Genomic DNA, 14778 nt, shown 5'->3' with positions numbered 1-14778 from the left:
GGGTCGGCGCCTCTGGGAGGATGGCTCGATGATCATGACGGACGGCGTGGTGGACGCCGAGGGCGTGCGGCTGCACTATCGAGATTCCGGTGGTGCCGACGTGCTGGGGTCGCCCGTCGTGCTGGTGCACGGCATGGGCGGCGACGGCCACACCTGGGACACGTTCGCGCGCACGCTGGTTCGGCGGGGCCGCCGTGTCGTCGTCCCGGACCTCCGCGGGCACGGCCGCAGCGGACGCGCACGGAGTTACCTGTTCGGTGAGTTCGGCGACGACCTCGAGGCGCTCCTGGATCATCTCTCGCTGACTCGCGTCGACCTCGTCGGCCACTCCCTGGGAGGCCACGCCGCGACGCTCGTCGCCCAACGCCGTCCGACGACGGTGCGCAAGCTCGTGGTCGAGGAGGCCCCACTCCCCATCCGTCCTGGTGACGAGACCCCGTCGATCACGACGAAGTTCCCGTCCGCGCGCGAACTGTTGCACGCCACGACCAGCGTGATCCGACACCCCCGCGCCGTGCTGGCCTTCGATCGGTCGATGACCTCGTCCGCGCTCACCCAGTTCCGCGCCCCCGATCCGCTGTGGTGGGAGGCGCTTACGCACATGGAGAGTGATGTGCTGTTGGTCGTGGGTGGTCCCACCGGCATGGTCGACCGCGCGCGCCTCGAGGCGATGACGGCGCTGGTGCCGCGCAGCCGGGTCGTCGCCGTGGACAGCGGCCACAGTGTGCATCGGGATCGGTTCGCCGAGTTCGACGCCGCGGTCGGCCCGTTCCTCGCCGAGCACCAGGAAACTCCCCGCGCCCTGTGAGGCGTCCAGAACCGACGACGTCCTCGCCGTCCCTGGCGACCACAGTCGTTACCGTCGGCGCATGACGGCACCCACCCAGCAGTTCACCGTGACCCGGACCGACGGCGAACTCGCTGCTCGGGCCCTGATGTACGCCGTGTCCGAGCTCAGCCTCATGAGGGTCACCGGCCAGGGCGGGGCCGCCTACGCGCACCTGCAGGTGTGTCCGTCGGGTGCGCGCTACCGGTCGGTCGTCGACGGGATGAGTCCACGCGCCGCGCGGGAGCTGACCAACGGATACCACGCCAACTTCCACCACCCGGTGCTCTACGCGGCGGCGCTGCGGCTGGGCGCCGTGCGGCTCGCCGAGCTGGTTCCCATGTCGCGGTCGTTGCGCGCGGTGCTCGTCGCCGCCCCGGCCGTCGCGGCCACCGCGGACATCACCGAGAACGTCGTCAACCTCTACCTCCACCGCGACACCCGCCGCATCACCGACACGACCGCGACCGTGTCGAGTGCGCTCAGCATCGTCAAGTGGGGCGGGACGGTGGGACCGTTGGCCTACATGACGGTCGGCTTCCTCCCGATCTGGGGCCGAGCCGTGCGGGACCGGTTCGCACGCGGTCGATAGGACCGCACAGCCGCCGAACGATCCGCCGGTTACCGTCGTGTCATGACCGTCACCCGGCCCCGCGCGGCGACGCTGTCGCTGCGGAGTCGCATCCGACTTCTCACGGTGAGCGTGGCGGCGCTGGCCGTCGCGATCTGCTCCTTCGTGATCTACATGGTCACCGAGGACGCTCTGCGTGCGCAGCTCGCAGATCGGGTGGGCCGGGACGCCGACAAGTTGATCGCCAGTGACTCCTCCGGACTCTCGCCCGCGGCCTTCGGTTTCGCTGCCGGACCTCGCGCGGGACGCTATCTGCAGGTGGGCATCGTCAGCGAGGACGGTGACGTGTACTCCGCGTCCGGAAGTTTCACTCCGTTCGCCTCTCCCGACGGCGTGCTGGAACCGGTGGTCGCGTCGGTGGTCGCGGGGGAGTCGGACCGCGTCGTCACCGACCTGAACGGCTACGCGGTGGCCATCGAGAAGGCGCCGAGCGGGTCGACGGTGCTGGTCGGAGAGTCCTACCGGTCGCTCGACGGGGTGATGAGTGGACTGCTCCTCATCTTCGTCACGGTGGGCGGCGCACTGGTGGTGCTGGCAGGGCTGTCGGGGTACCTGGTGGCGCGGACGGGCCTGCGCCCGGTCGGAAGACTCACCCGCGCCACGCGGCGGATCACCGAGACCGGCGACCTCAGTCCGGTGGCCGTGGTGGGTGACGACGAGCTGGCGCATCTCGCCGATCGGTTCAACGACATGCTGGCGGCCCTGCAACGCTCGCGGCTCGCACAGAACCACCTCATCGTCGACGCGGGTACCGAGCTGCTGGCGCCGCTCACCGCCTTGCGCACCAACATCGAGTTGCTCATCGAGATCGGTGACCCCGATCGTGCGCCCGCGGTGCCGCTGGATCAGGATGCGGTGGACCAACTTCGGCGCGACATCGTCGATCAGCTGGACGAGGTCGCACGCCGTATCCACCGCCTCGTCGACGAGGCGCGGGAGGCGCACACGCGGGACGGGTGACTCAGGTGTCCGCTCGGTAGCGCGCGGGGGGACCACCCACCAGGGCGGTGAACGCCCGGATCAAATGGCTCTGATCCGCGTATCCGAGGTCGGCGGCGAGCGCCGCCCAGTCCACCGTGCCGTCGGTGTGCGCGGCACCCGCGACGTCCAGGAGTCGGCACCGCTGCACCACCCACTTGGGCCCGACGCCGACATGGTCGGCGAACTGTCTCTGCAGCGTCCGCAGGCTCACTCCCGCACGATCCGCGAGCTGCTGCGCCCGGATGACCGTCGTGTCCGTCTCGGCCAGCTCCACGAGGTCCGCGATGTCGGCGGCCACGGGGTCGGCCGTCGCGGTCCGCTCGATCAGCCACGAGGACAGTCGGTCCACACACGTGGTGACGTCCGCGTCCGGGTCGAGGAGGAGACCGGCGAGTCGGCGATCGTCGGTGCCCAGCACGTCCGCGACGGTCCCGACCCGATCGGTCATCGAGCTCACGGGCCGGCCGAGAACGGGGCGGAAACCTGCGGGACGGAACGCTGCGGCGACCGTGCGCCCGTCGCCGACGAGGGTGCGCTGGAAGCGACGTCGCATCACGCCGTGCACCAGCAGCCGCGGAGCGCCGTCCCGAGATTCCGCCGTCAGATGGACCACCGGGCGCGGGACGACCTCCTGCACGTGCGGTTCGGGGCAGTGCCACTCCACCCACCAGAAGTAGTCGACGAGGGTCGAGAGGTCGTCGGGAGGGCGGGAGCGGCCGACGGTGATCCGACCCTCCGCACGCGCGGGGTGCAGGATCGCCGACTGCGCGCGTCGGCCTGCTCGGGTCAACGGATCCTCCGTCACGGAGCGAACCGTACCGCTCGGGCTGGCGCGTTTGTTCAAGTCACGGTGCCGATCGTGAGGGAGGCTGAGGTCATGACGACGACGCGACTGGCGATGACGACCCTGGACTGTGCCGAGGTTCCTCCGGTGGCCGAATTCTGGGCGGCGTTCCTCGGTCTGACCCAGACGATGGGTGACGGCGAGAACTACGCCATGCTCTCTCCCGCGAACGGGGGCCCGGCGCTGGGCTTCGGCCGCGTGGACGGCTATCGGCCACCCGCCTGGCCGAACCCCGACGGGAGCAAGCAGTTCCACTTCGACATCGCGGTCGAGGACATGCCAGTGGCCGAGGCCCGTGCGATCGAGCTGGGGGCGACGCTCGCCGAGCCGCAGCCGGGCGAGACGTGGCGCGTTCTCCTCGATCCGGCCGGCCGGCCATCCGTTCTGCCTGACGGATGCCGCCAACTGGGGCTGACCACACGCGTGGTGAACTGGCATCGACAGCGATCCCCGACCGAACGGACGTCCCGTGGCCATCACCGCTCTGCTCGAACTGCGTCTCGATCCCGCCCGCCTCGAGGAGTCGCACCGCATCATCGACGAGACCCTCGTCGCCACCCGCGCGTTCGAGGGATGCCTCGGTGTCGAGGTGACGGCGGACGTGAAGGATCCGGCGCACGTCGTCATCGTCGAGAGCTGGGCCAGCGTCGAGGCCGACGCCGCCTACCGCGCGTTCCGGGCGACGCCCGAGGGTCGCAGTGAACTCGGTTCGATCGTCACCGCGGCGCCGGTGCTGACCGTGCTGGCGCCCGTTCGATGACGACGGACGCGACTCCCTCGGTGGCCTTCGTCCAGGCCACCTGGCATCGCGAACTGGTGGACCGGGTGCGCCAGGGTTTCGTGCGGGAGTTCGGGCGTGACGTGGACACCTTCGAGGTGCCCGGTGCGTTCGAGATCCCCCTGCACGCCAAGCGACTCGCGCTCACGGGCCGGTACTCGGCCGTCGTCGCGGCGGCGCTGGTGGTGGACGGCGGTATCTACCGGCACGACTTCGTCGAGACGGCCGTCATCGACGGACTCATGCGGGTGCAGCTCGACACCGATGTGCCCGTGTTCTCGGTGGTGCTGACCCCGCACCACTTCCACGAGCATGCCGACCACACGAGCTTCTTCGCGGAGCACCTCGAGAAGAAGGGTGTCGAGGCGGCGAGCGCGGTGGTGCGCACGCTCGCGTCCCTCGACTCGATCGGCCGCTAGCTGTCGGGTCGGTCCTGCCAGACCGAGGGGTCGACGAGCGCGAGCTTGGCTGGTGACCGGATCATGTCGATCCGCGACACCAGGCCCGTCGACGACACCTCGAACGAGACGACGCCGACCAACCCGTCGCCCGCCACGAGGGCGAGTCCCGTTCTGCCGTTCACACGGCACGGACGCACCCGCAGACCGTCTCCCGCCTTCGCCGCGATGCCGAGGAGGAATCTCGCGACGTGGTCGGCGCCGATCACGGGACGCCGTGCCGCCGAGACGACTCCGCCCCCGTCGCTGACGAGAACGACGTCGGGGTCCAACGTCGTCAGCAGATCGGCGAGCACTCCCGTACCGGCGGCACGGGTGAAGTCACGCACGGCGCCGGCATGCAGCTCGGGCGACACCGCGAAACGTGGAGCCCCCTCCGTCACGTGCCGTCGTGCACGAGACGCGAGCTGCCGCACGGCATTCGGAGTGCGGCCCACGATCCGCGCGATCTCGTCGAACGGGACGTCGAACACGTCGTGCAGGACCCATGTCGTGCGTTCGGCCGGGGACAGCGTCTCGAGCACCACCATGAGCGCGAAGCGCACGCTCTCGTCGAGCGTCACCCGGTCGGGCGGCGAGTCGGCCGGTCCGACCAACGGCTCGGGCAACCACGGTCCCACGTACGTCTCTCGTCGCACGCGGGCCGACCGCAGCACGTCCAGTGCTGCGCGCGAGACAGCGACCACGGCCCACGCCTCGACGTCGAGAACGGGTGACGTCGCATCGGCCGCGACCAGTTTCGGCCAGCAGTCGGACACGACGTCCTCGGCGTCGGCGTGCGAACCGAGGACGGCGTAGGCGATGCGGACCAGCCGTGGGCGGACGCGGACGAAGTCGTCGGTGACACTCACCGGGTCGAGGCACCCACGCGCGCGAGCCACTGATCGAACGTCTCGTCACCGTGCGCAGCGTCCGGACCGGGAAGGAGCCCACCGTTCGCCATGCCGCGACCCCCGGCGCCCGGCAGCCGCAGGGGGAGGACGAGACGCTTCGATCCACGCGCGCGCAGCAGCCTCCGGGCAAGATCGGGTTGGTACTCCGGGCGCGGACCGGCGTACTCCACGATCGAGGTGAGCGGTGTCCCCACCGCCAGGTCGACGATGTGGGCGGCGACCTCGGCGGTGCTGACCGGCTGACTCCGCATCGTCGGGACCATCGCGACCGGACCCGGAGTCATCGCGAGAGCCTGATCGGTGAACTCGTGGAACTGCGTCGCACGGAGGATCGTCCATGGCAGCGTCGACTCGCGTACGAGCTTCTCCTGCAGACGTTTACCGGCGTAGTAGCCGTAGTCGACACGATCGCACCCCACGATGGACAACGCCACGTGGTGACGGATTCCCGCGCGCTCACCGGCGGCCAGCAACGTCGACGTGACGGCGCCGAAGAACTTCTCGGACGCGCGCGCCGACATCGTCGTGACGTTCGCGGCGTCGATCACCGCGTCGACGTCCGTCAGTGCCCGGTCGAGCTCCGGCGTCGGCCGCACGAGATCGATTCCGGCCGATCTCGCGAGTACCACGGGAGTGTGTCCTCGCGCCCGCACCTGCTCCACCACGTGCCGCCCCGCTGCGCCCGTTCCGCCTGCCACTGCGATCCGCATGGCGTCATCCTTCCCTCGTGCGAGTCCTCGGTGGAACCCGTTCGAGAGTAGGACGAGAGAGAGCCGTCATCTGTGACATCACCAGTGGGCGCCGGGAACCCATCGTCCGGCCCGCCGCACGACCCGGGGCATCCGGAACTCGCGTCGGTTCTTCTTCGGTGCACGGGGACCGGACGACCACGAGCTGGTGTCGGTGATTCCTCTGGCGGCGGCACTGTCCGGATACGCCTTGTAGTACGACGCCAGCACGCGGTCCTTCGAGCGAGGCATCAGCAGGTTGCCCCACTCCGCGGCGGTTCCGGTGGGAACGTCGATGCGCTTGGGCTTCTCGATCAGTGCCCGCATCACCATCGCGGCGGCCTTCTCCGGCGTCTCGACCTTGTTGACGTTCTTGTTGCCGGTCGGAGCGATCATCGGGGTGTCCACGAGGGGCATGTGCACGGTGGTGAACGAGACACCGTCCGCCAGGGTCTCCGACGCGGCGACCGAGGTGAAGGCGTCGAGCGCCGACTTGCTCGCCACGTACGCGGCGAAGCGCGGCGGGTGGCTCTGCACCGAGGCGCTGCTGATGTTGACGATGTGGCCGTACTTCCGCTCGCGCATGTGGGGGAGCAGCGCGAGAATCAGGCGGAGTGCCCCGAAGTAGTTGACGGCCATGGTCCGCTCGAAGTCGTGCAGACGGTCGGTCGACAGGGTGAGTGAGCGCCGGATCGATCGGCCCGCATTGTTGACGAGCATGTCGACGTGGTCGTGGCCGCGCAGGATCGCGGCCACGGTCTCGGCGACGGACGCGTCGTCGGTGATGTCGCAGACGTAGCCGTGCGCGTCGCCGCCGGTCGCCCGGATCTCCTCCACGACGGCCGCCAGCTTGGCCTCGTCGCGGGCGACGATGATGACGCGCGCGCCCTTGCGGGCCGCAGCGAAGGCAGAGGCCTTGCCGATACCCGAGGAACCGCCGGTGATGACGACGTGTCGGTCGACCAGTGGCCCGGCCGGATCGTCGCGTCGCGCCCGGTACGGGTCGAGATGCGCACGCCAGTACGACCACAGTGCGGGTGCGTACGTGCGGAACTCCGGTACGCGGGCCGCGTTCTCGCCCATCGCCTCGTTCAGTGCGGCACGGGTGAGGGTCGAGTCGAACCGGGTTGGCAGCGTGAGGTGCTCGGCCATGACGGGCGGGATGTCGTAGTTCTCGAACACCGCGTCGCGGGCGGCAACGACATGACGATTGGTCGAGCGGAGCAGCGGCGTGACGACGGAGCCGGGGATGCTCCCCACGGCGCGGGGTGCGCCGGCCGCGTCGGCGAGAGCGGAGTAGATCTCCCGCATCGGTTGCGGACGCGGGTTGACGAGGTGGAACACGCGGCCGTCGAGATCCGGGGCGTGCAGGAGGGCGACCATCGCGTCGGCGACGTGGTCGACCGGGACGATGTTGGTCGCGCCGAGTGCGGGCACCGTCATCGGCAGGGCCGAGGGCAACTCGGCGAGGAGGGAGATGAGCCGGAAGAGGTAGTACGGGCCGTCGATCTTGTCGATCTCGCCGGTGGTCGAGTCACCGACCACTGCTGCCGGTCGGTAGACCCGCCAGGTGAGGCCCGGAGTCTCGCGGACCACCTTCTCCGCCTCGAACTTCGTGCGGTGGTACGCCGTCGGAAAGTTCTGACCGAGGTCGAAGTCGTTCTCGGTGAACACCCCTCGATGGTCTCCGGCCACCGCGATGGACGACACGTGATGCATCGTCGCCCCGAGCAGGACGGAGAGCGCGGCCACCGCCGCGGTGCCCTGCACGTTGGTCGCCTGCTGTTCGTCGCCTGCCGTGAGGTCGTAGACGGCGCCGAGATGCACCACGTGGCCGACGTCGGGCAGGGCCGACGCGTCGATACCGAGGCCGGGTTCCTCGAGGTCGCCGACCAGCGGGCTGATCCGCTCGCCGCCTGCCGCCCCGTCCGCGAAGGCTCGCAGACGGTCGACCGAGCCCGGGCGCACGAGCACGTGCACCGTCGCACTCGCGTCCCGCTCCAGGATTCTCCGCACGACCGCCCGGCCGAGGAATCCCGTGCCGCCGGTGACCACGTAGTCGCTCATGGCGGGCACCTTACCGCGCAGTAAGAACGGGCGGTGTCAGTGACCGATACCCACCTTCGCGTGGACTTTCCGCATCCAGGCCGGTGCCCACCAGTTGGCCTCGCCCATGAGCTTGACCAGCGACGGAACCAGCAGCATACGGATGATCGTGGCGTCGATGATCAACGCCAGAATCATGCCGACACCCAGGAATCGCATGATGGACAGTCCGGACATCGAGAACGCCCCCGTCACGATGATCAGGATCAACGCCGCCGCGGTCACGATGCGGCCGGTCCGCTGGGCGCCGATCAGCACCGCCTCCTCGGTGGTGGCGCCGGCGGTGCGCGCCTCCACCATGCGGGACATCAGGAACACCTCGTAGTCGGTGGACAGCCCGAACACGACAGCGAGGATGAGAACCACGAAGGTCGCCTCCAGCGGTGCCGGTGTGACGCCGAGCAGGCCCGCCCCGTGACCCTCCTGGAAGATGAACGTCAGAGCTCCGAACGTCGCCGCCATGCTCAGTCCCGCCATCGCTACTGCCTTGATCGGCAGCACCACCGAGCCGAACGCCAGGAACAGCAGGATCAGCGTCGACACCACCATGATGGTGAGCATCACCGGCAGCCAGTTCACGATGGCGTTGTTGCCGTCGAGGACCAGGGCCGCCGCTCCGCCCACCGTCAGGTCGGTTCCGTCGGGTGCCGGAATCGCGCGGAGTTGCTGCACCACATCCTGTTGCGCTTCCTGGGACACGTCCGAAGAGAACGTCGCGTTGATGACCACGAAGTCGCCGCTGGCCGTGCCGAACTGGACGTTCGCGATACCGCTCACCGCGCGAGCAGCCGTCGTGACCGCGTTGATGGCGGGGCCGTCCGGCCGCGCCGACTCTCCGTCCAACACGATGGTGGCGCTGTCGCCGGTGCTGCTGAAGTCCGAGGACAGGGTCTCGAACGCGATACGCGCGGGATCGTCGGCGGGGAGCGCGGTGTAGGACACCTCGCCCAACTGAGCCTTGACCAGCGGTGCGGCGACGACCAGCAGGCCGACGATGATGAGGGTGGCGACGGTGATGGGGCGCTTCATCACCTTCGTGACAACGCCGCCCCAGAACTTGTGTGCGCGTGCATCTCCGCGATCCGAGGCGGTCCTCGACCACGTGATGGCATTGATGCGGTGACCCAGCATGGCGAGGACGGCCGGCACAGCCGTCAACGACAGCAGAGCCGCACATCCGACAGCCGCCATCGCACCGAAGCCGAGGGATCTGATGATGGCCTGCGGGAAGACGAGCATCCCTGCGAAGGCGCAGATCAGCAGCAGACCGGAGAAGACGATGGTGCGCCCGGCGGTCAGCATCGTGCGTCGTGCGGCCTCGTGGGACGTGGCTCCGCCCCTGAGTTCCTCGCGGAACCTGCTGACGATGAAGAGTCCGTAGTCGATGGCGAGGCCGAGACCCAGCAGGCTGGCGACGTTGACGGCGAACGAACTGATCTCGGTGAACGTTGTGAAGAGGCGCAGGACGGTCAGCGCGCCGGCCACCGAGAGCGCGCCCACGATGACCGGGACGGCGGCGGCCACGACGCCGCCGAAGATGATGACCAGAAGAATCAGCGTGATCGGGATCGCGATGATCTCGGCGCGGACCAGATCTTCCTGGAGCTGGGTGTTGAAGGAGACCCCCGCGACGGAGGCGCCCGCGAACTGCGTGTCGATGCCGGCGACTTCGAGCTTCGGCAGCAACTCCGAGAACGATGCGACGGTGATGCCGCTGGCGTCTCCCAGGGTGACGGTTGCGAGTCCCTTCGTGCCGTCCTTGCTCTCGAGGAACGGTTTCTGCACCGGCCCGGCTGTCCAGTAGGAGGTGATGTCGTTCGGGCCCACCTCGGCCCGGAACGCGTCGAGCACCGGCGTGACGTCCGCCCCGATGTCGTCGAGCGTGCGGCCGTCGGGCGCGGAGTAGATGACGATGATGTCCGGTGCGGCGGTTCCCAGGCCCTGGATCTGTCGGGCGACCTGCACGGCCTCGCTGCCGGGATCCTCGTATCCGCCTTGGCTGAGGCTGCCGAAGACCCCGAGTCCCCACGTGGCACCTGCCAGAACGATGACGATCGCGGCGGTCAGGACCCACCGTGCCCGCGACACCACGAACGAAGCCCAGCGAGTCACAGAAAATCCCCATCTCGGTCAGGTCGAGCATCGACGGTCGTCTGTGACTGTAGTGAACAGTTCTGGGGAAGCTCTGAGAGCGGGGACAGAGTCCGGGCGGTAAAGTTCCGAGCCATGCGATCAGGGAGCGTGCATCTCAGCCGCCTGACGGTCGCACTCATGATGCTGTCCCTGGGACTCGTCCTGATCGTCGCGATGCCGCAACCCATCGAGGTCGCCGTAGCCGTGGCGGTCACCGTGTCGGCAGCTCTGATCGCTGTGGTGTTCTTGCGACCCGGACCGCTGATCGATGTCGCGTCGGCAGGTGGTCCTCCCGCCGACGAACGCCGCCTGCGCGGATCGTTCCGCCGTCAGTCCCATCCCGCCACGCCGGGCCGTCCCATGCCCCGAGCACCCGGAGCTCTCGCGGAGGCGCAGCCGAACTGATCGGCGCCGTGCGTCTCCGCACCGACGACACCGTTCACTTCTCGGATCGTGGGAGAGAGACCACATGTTGCACCTGTCCGGCATCACCCGTGTCCACGGAGAGTTCACCGTCTTCCGGCACGTCGACCTCACCGCTCGTCCCGGCTCGGCCTGCGCCGTGGTCGGTGCCAACGGCTCCGGAAAATCGACGCTTCTCCGCTGCGCCGTCGGCGCAGACGACGTCGACGAGGGGCGCGTGCTCCTCGACGGCACCGACCTCGACGAGACCGATCCCGCCACCCGCGCGGCGATCGCGGCCGTCCTCGACGACGGGGGCATGTTTCCTCACCTGTCGGTGCGCGAACATCTGACACTGATCGCCACGGCCCACGAGGTCGACGACGCGGAGGCCGTCGTGACGGCAATCCTCGACGGACTCGCCCTGTCTGCCGCGGCCGATCAGCTCCCGGTCACCCTGTCCAGCGGTCAGCGCAGGCGGTTGATCTTGGCCTCCGCCTTCGTGCGACCTCGTCGCGTCCTCGTGCTCGACGAACCGGAGCAGCATCTCGACTCGAGCGGGCGCGCGTGGCTCGCCCGTACGCTGACGGCGGAGAAGGAGTCCGGAGTGGCCGTGCTGTTCGTCTCGCACGACAGGGCGATGGTCGACTCGGTCGCCGACGTCGTCGTCGATGCGGATGCATGGCGATGACCTCCGCCGCCGATCTGCACCGAGAGTTCCGCCGACGCCGCCGCGGCACCGAGAGTGCGGTCGAGCGGTTGTCGATCTGGGGTGGCGGCGCCTTGTCGACGGTGGCCGTAGCGCTGTGGGTGCTGTCCGGCCGTGGGACGGGATTCACGCTGGAGCCGGTGCTGTCGGCGTCGGCATCGTCGGGTGTCGGAATCCTCATCGCGGCGGCCGCGCTCCATGTCCTGCGCGCCGTCGGACCGATCGGTACCGATGCGGCCACGACGCATTGGCTCGTGTCGGCGCCGCTCGATCGGCGCACTCTGTTACGCGGCAGAGTGCTCGCCTGGACCGTTGCGCTCGTCGCACTCGGAGTGCTGGCAGCTCGCCTGCTGGCACTGGTCGCGGGTGCGACGTCCTGGTGGCCGTTGGCCGTCGTCGGGGCGGCGGCCGGTGCGCTTGTGGTCGGCCTGGCGGTGCTGGGGCAGCAGTCCCGCGGATGGTCGTCCGCGCTGCCGATGATCGAGGTCGGAATCATCGCATCGGCGGGCGTCGCAACGCTCCTACCGCCGGCCCCGGCCACGGTGTCCGCTGTCGTGCTCTGCGTCGTGACCGTCGCAGCAGGGTGGGCGGCCGTCTCCCGCCTGGGGCGGATTCGCCGGACGTCCCTGACGTCGGGAGCCGATCTGCTGGCGGCCGGGTCGGCGGGACTGTCCTTCCTCGACGTCGGGTTCCTCGTGTCCGCGCTGGAGATCAGAGCCCACCGACGCCGAGGGGCGGTGCGTCCGCGGGGTCGTGCCGGGAGATCGGTCGGCCCGGTCCGCGCCCTGGTGCGTTCCGACGTCGTACGACACCGCCGGAACACGATGCTGTCGGCGGTTCTGGTGACCGGACTCGGTCTCGTGCTCGCCGCGTCGGCGGTGTCGATGCCGTACTGGGCGGGCGTCGTGGGCCTTCTCGCCGGATACGTGGCGACGTCGGCGGCCAGTATCGGATTCCGAGACATCATGATGGACAGAGCATTACGGTTCGCGCTCGCCCTGCCAGACCGCACTGTGACTGGTGCGTTCCTCGTGGTGCCGTCGATCGTGGCACTCACCGTCGCCGTCACGGTGGCGGCAGCGGTGTCGTGGTGGGCGGGCATCGTGGTCGGGTCGACGACGCTGGTCGCCGTGGTTCGGTCCCGAACAGCGCCGCCCCGTGTCTACGACGGCCTCGCCGTGGTGACCATGTTCGGCACAGTGCCGGTCGACGTGATTCGTCAGGTCCTGCGGGGCCCGGGCCTGCTCCTCGTCGGTGCCGTGCTGCTCCTGCTGTGACGGGACGCGATCACTCCAACCCGGCCAGGTCGACGTCCACCCTCGACGGGGGTCGCAGTGCAGTGGTCGTCGCCCATCCGCGGGCGACGAGGCCGGCGTCGCTGTCGTCGTCGTCCCGCGCGTGGATGGCGTCGAAGCGGACGGTGACGAACTCGTCGTCGGTGTCGCCGATCTCCGCCTGGACGGCGCCGAAGGCTGCAAGGTCGGCCGGGCGGATGCCGCGGAGCTCCGATGGCGCGACCGGGGGGATGTTGACGTTGAGAACCCAGTCCGCTGCACCGTGGTCGACGAACCAGTCGAGTGCGCGCCGGGCCACGAGGTGGGCGGTGTCCCAGCTCGGAGCGCCCGAGGCGACCTCACGGTCGATCTGGTCGTGGATGTCGCCAGGCGCGGCGAGAGACGCCGTGTCGAGGCCGGCGAGGGACAGGGCCATCGCCGGAACCCCGTGGGTGGACGCGGTGAGGGCCGCCCCCACGGTGCCGGAGTGCAGAACGGCGGAGCCGGTGTTCGGACCGTGATTGATGCCGGACAGCAGGATGTCCGGCCGCGGACCGAATGCTCCGCGCGTCGCGACGAACGCGATCATGGCGGGCGAGGCCTGTACGGCGAACGCGTCGACGTCCAGGTCGGCGACCGACGCGCGGGAGACCACGAGCTGGTCGCGGTTCTGGAGCGCCGACAGCGACGCACTCGCACCGCTGCGCTCCTCGTGCGGCGCCGCCACCACGACGTCGTGACCGGCCTCGACGGCGACCCGAGCGAGCACGGCGATCCCGTGACTGTCGATTCCGTCGTCGTTCGTGATGAGCACGCGCACGTGTGCCTCCTGCGAGTGGGTGCAGCCGGTCAGGACGAGAAGGGGCGTACCTCGACCGTCGACATGATGGTCTCGACGAGCCCCACCTGTCCTGTACCCAGTCCGCGGCGGGTTACGTTGGCGGTGCCGGCGGCGCCGCCGAGGGCGAGTGCCTCCTCGATGGACATGCCGCGGGCGAGTCCGGTGGCGATGCCGGCGCTCATGGAGTCGCCCGCACCATGGTGGTCCGTCTGTTCCAGGTCGGGAGTGACCACCTCGAGCACCGTGCCGTCGACGAGGGCGAGCGCCGGGTCCGCCGCGCGGGACAGAACCACGATGTCGGCACCCTCGTCGTGCAGGGCGCGCATCGCCTCGATGAGGACGTCGGGGTCCTCCGACTCCGCGCGCCCGTCCTCGATGAGGTCTTCATGGCTCATCTTGAGCACGGTGAGCCCGCCCTGCAGAGCCGCCGTCGCGGTCGGTCCGGACAGGTCCGCGACGACGGGCTTCGACAGCGATCGCAGATCGGTCGTGAGCCGTCGGTAGAAGTCTGCGGGCACCACCGACCCGGTGTGCGGGCCCCCCAGCAGCACGATGTCGGACGAGGCTCCGGACTCGAGGGTGATCCCGTAGAGGTCGTCGAGCGCGTGCCGGGCGAGGTGCGGGGGATCGATCGTCGCCACCTCGGTGCGGTCGCCGTCCCGCCGGTCGTGAATGTAGGACCCGGACTCGTGACCGATGTCCACGGCACGCACGGTGATTCCCTCGCGGTGGATCAGATCCCGCAGTACGCCGCCGCTCTCGCCGCCGAACGCGCCGGTCAGCGTCACGTCCATGCCGAGGTTGGTGGCCATGCGGGCGATCCAGTGGCCTTGGCCGCCGGCGTGCACGTGGAGTTCGGTGTCGCCGTTCGGCGCTGCGTCCAGGGTGATGGTGAGCAGCGGGGACGGCGCGAAGACGGTGGCGGTGGGCGCGTGTTCGGCAGTCGACATCGCCGTGATGTGCCCGATTCGTCCGTTCCCCAAACCCGACGTCGAACGGTCGACAGGTCAGCTGCCGAAGGCGTCCGCGAGGTCGTCGAGCGACGGGAAAGCCGGTTCCGGTGTTGCCTCGGGCACCGTGATCACCGTCGACGCCTGCTGGACCGTGTCACGGTCCAGGGCGACACGGTGGCCATGTACTCCGCAGAGCCGGGGTAGTCGGACACCCACATCGC

15 protein-coding genes and 1 pseudogene are annotated in these 14778 nt (G+C 69.5%); 9 read left to right on the top strand and 7 right to left on the bottom strand.

The features are described 5' to 3' along the window. Positions 1-28: 28 nt before the first annotated feature. The 3 genes from HQ308_RS06890 (at position 29) to HQ308_RS06880 (ending at position 2417) form a co-directional block, all read left to right on the top strand. A complete protein-coding gene (locus tag HQ308_RS06890) occupies positions 29-808 on the top strand; it encodes an alpha/beta fold hydrolase (protein WP_222638769.1) in 780 nt (259 codons plus the stop codon). A 61-nt stretch (positions 809-869) separates the two neighbouring features. After that, positions 870-1418, top strand: coding sequence for a hypothetical protein (locus HQ308_RS06885; protein ID WP_222646015.1), 549 nt, complete (start codon positions 870-872; stop codon positions 1416-1418). A 42-nt stretch (positions 1419-1460) separates the two neighbouring features. Beyond that, positions 1461-2417 carry a sensor histidine kinase gene (locus HQ308_RS06880; protein ID WP_027503775.1) on the top strand — a complete coding sequence of 319 codons (957 nt, stop codon included), beginning with the start codon at positions 1461-1463 and terminating at the stop codon, positions 2415-2417. 1 nt (position 2418) lies between these two features. Here the strand turns inward: HQ308_RS06880 and HQ308_RS06875 are convergent, their stop codons facing one another. Next, positions 2419-3243, bottom strand: coding sequence for a helix-turn-helix domain-containing protein (locus HQ308_RS06875; RefSeq protein WP_308115703.1), 825 nt, complete (start codon positions 3241-3243; stop codon positions 2419-2421). Positions 3244-3315: 72 nt separating this feature from the next. Here HQ308_RS06875 and HQ308_RS06870 point away from each other — a divergent pair. The 3 genes and pseudogenes from HQ308_RS06870 to HQ308_RS06860 form a co-directional block, all read left to right on the top strand. Beyond that, a pseudogene (locus tag HQ308_RS06870) lies at positions 3316-3600 on the top strand (VOC family protein); the annotation flags it as partial. A gap of 151 nt (positions 3601-3751) precedes the next feature. Continuing rightward, a complete protein-coding gene (locus HQ308_RS06865; RefSeq protein WP_027503772.1) occupies positions 3752-4042 on the top strand; it encodes a putative quinol monooxygenase in 291 nt (96 codons plus the stop codon). Then, a complete protein-coding gene (locus tag HQ308_RS06860; RefSeq protein ID WP_027503771.1) occupies positions 4039-4479 on the top strand; it encodes a 6,7-dimethyl-8-ribityllumazine synthase in 441 nt (146 codons plus the stop codon). The genes HQ308_RS06865 and HQ308_RS06860 overlap by 4 nt, the downstream gene beginning before the upstream one ends. Here HQ308_RS06860 and sigJ read toward each other — a convergent pair. The 4 genes from sigJ to HQ308_RS06840 form a co-directional block, all read right to left on the bottom strand. Beyond that, positions 4476-5369, bottom strand: a complete 894-nt coding sequence (gene sigJ / locus HQ308_RS06855; RefSeq protein ID WP_222627294.1) for an RNA polymerase sigma factor SigJ — start codon at positions 5367-5369, stop codon at positions 4476-4478. The two genes, HQ308_RS06860 and sigJ, sit on opposite strands and share 4 nt — an antisense overlap. After that, positions 5366-6121, bottom strand: coding sequence for an SDR family oxidoreductase (locus HQ308_RS06850; RefSeq protein ID WP_222646014.1), 756 nt, complete (start codon positions 6119-6121; stop codon positions 5366-5368). The genes sigJ and HQ308_RS06850 overlap by 4 nt, the downstream gene beginning before the upstream one ends. 78 nt (positions 6122-6199) lie before the next feature. Continuing rightward, on the bottom strand, positions 6200-8206 hold the full coding sequence (locus HQ308_RS06845; protein WP_222646013.1) for an SDR family oxidoreductase: 2007 nt from the start codon (positions 8204-8206) through the stop codon (positions 6200-6202). A 36-nt stretch (positions 8207-8242) separates the two neighbouring features. Continuing rightward, a complete protein-coding gene (locus HQ308_RS06840) occupies positions 8243-10357 on the bottom strand; it encodes an MMPL family transporter (protein ID WP_204866919.1) in 2115 nt (704 codons plus the stop codon). 114 nt (positions 10358-10471) lie between these two features. Between HQ308_RS06840 and HQ308_RS06835 the strand changes: the two genes are divergently transcribed. The 3 genes from HQ308_RS06835 to HQ308_RS06825 all read left to right on the top strand — a co-directional run bounded on the left by HQ308_RS06835 (position 10472) and on the right by HQ308_RS06825 (position 12766). Beyond that, positions 10472-10783 carry a DUF6412 domain-containing protein gene (locus HQ308_RS06835; protein ID WP_261769657.1) on the top strand — a complete coding sequence of 104 codons (312 nt, stop codon included), beginning with the start codon at positions 10472-10474 and terminating at the stop codon, positions 10781-10783. Positions 10784-10847: 64 nt separating this feature from the next. Then, positions 10848-11471, top strand: a complete 624-nt coding sequence (locus tag HQ308_RS06830; protein WP_222627286.1) for an ABC transporter ATP-binding protein — start codon at positions 10848-10850, stop codon at positions 11469-11471. After that, on the top strand, positions 11462-12766 hold the full coding sequence (locus HQ308_RS06825) for a DUF6297 family protein (protein WP_222627284.1): 1305 nt from the start codon (positions 11462-11464) through the stop codon (positions 12764-12766). The genes HQ308_RS06830 and HQ308_RS06825 overlap by 10 nt, the downstream gene beginning before the upstream one ends. Before the next feature lie 10 nt (positions 12767-12776). Here HQ308_RS06825 and surE read toward each other — a convergent pair whose 3' ends face one another. Then, positions 12777-13583 carry a 5'/3'-nucleotidase SurE gene (surE, locus tag HQ308_RS06820; protein WP_222627282.1) on the bottom strand — a complete coding sequence of 269 codons (807 nt, stop codon included), beginning with the start codon at positions 13581-13583 and terminating at the stop codon, positions 12777-12779. A gap of 29 nt (positions 13584-13612) precedes the next feature. Next, positions 13613-14554, bottom strand: coding sequence for a 1-phosphofructokinase family hexose kinase (locus HQ308_RS06815; RefSeq protein ID WP_222627280.1), 942 nt, complete (start codon positions 14552-14554; stop codon positions 13613-13615). Positions 14555-14778 lie beyond the last annotated feature (224 nt).

This window comes from Rhodococcus sp. BP-241 (assembly GCF_019836145.1).
Taxonomy (GTDB): domain Bacteria; phylum Actinomycetota; class Actinomycetes; order Mycobacteriales; family Mycobacteriaceae; genus Rhodococcoides.
Note: the sequence above shows the minus strand (reverse complement) of the source record. Positions and strands in the feature narration are given on the sequence as shown.

Bases quoted from the DNA above. Each gene is read 5' to 3' on its own strand.
- HQ308_RS06825 (WP_222627284.1), top strand. From the start codon at position 11,462: ATGGCGATGACCTCCGCCGCCGATCTGCACCGAGAGTTCCGCCGACGC.
- HQ308_RS06860 (WP_027503771.1), top strand. From the start codon at position 4,039: ATGACGACGGACGCGACTCCCTCGGTGGCCTTCGTCCAGGCCACCTGG.
- HQ308_RS06850 (WP_222646014.1), bottom strand. From the start codon at position 6,121: ATGCGGATCGCAGTGGCAGGCGGAACGGGCGCAGCGGGGCGGCACGTG.
- HQ308_RS06890 (WP_222638769.1), top strand. From the start codon at position 29: ATGATCATGACGGACGGCGTGGTGGACGCCGAGGGCGTGCGGCTGCAC.
- HQ308_RS06880 (WP_027503775.1), top strand. From the start codon at position 1,461: ATGACCGTCACCCGGCCCCGCGCGGCGACGCTGTCGCTGCGGAGTCGC.
- HQ308_RS06830 (WP_222627286.1), top strand. From the start codon at position 10,848: ATGTTGCACCTGTCCGGCATCACCCGTGTCCACGGAGAGTTCACCGTC.
- HQ308_RS06815 (WP_222627280.1), bottom strand. From the start codon at position 14,554: ATGTCGACTGCCGAACACGCGCCCACCGCCACCGTCTTCGCGCCGTCC.
- HQ308_RS06835 (WP_261769657.1), top strand. From the start codon at position 10,472: ATGCGATCAGGGAGCGTGCATCTCAGCCGCCTGACGGTCGCACTCATG.
- HQ308_RS06885 (WP_222646015.1), top strand. From the start codon at position 870: ATGACGGCACCCACCCAGCAGTTCACCGTGACCCGGACCGACGGCGAA.
- HQ308_RS06845 (WP_222646013.1), bottom strand. From the start codon at position 8,206: ATGAGCGACTACGTGGTCACCGGCGGCACGGGATTCCTCGGCCGGGCG.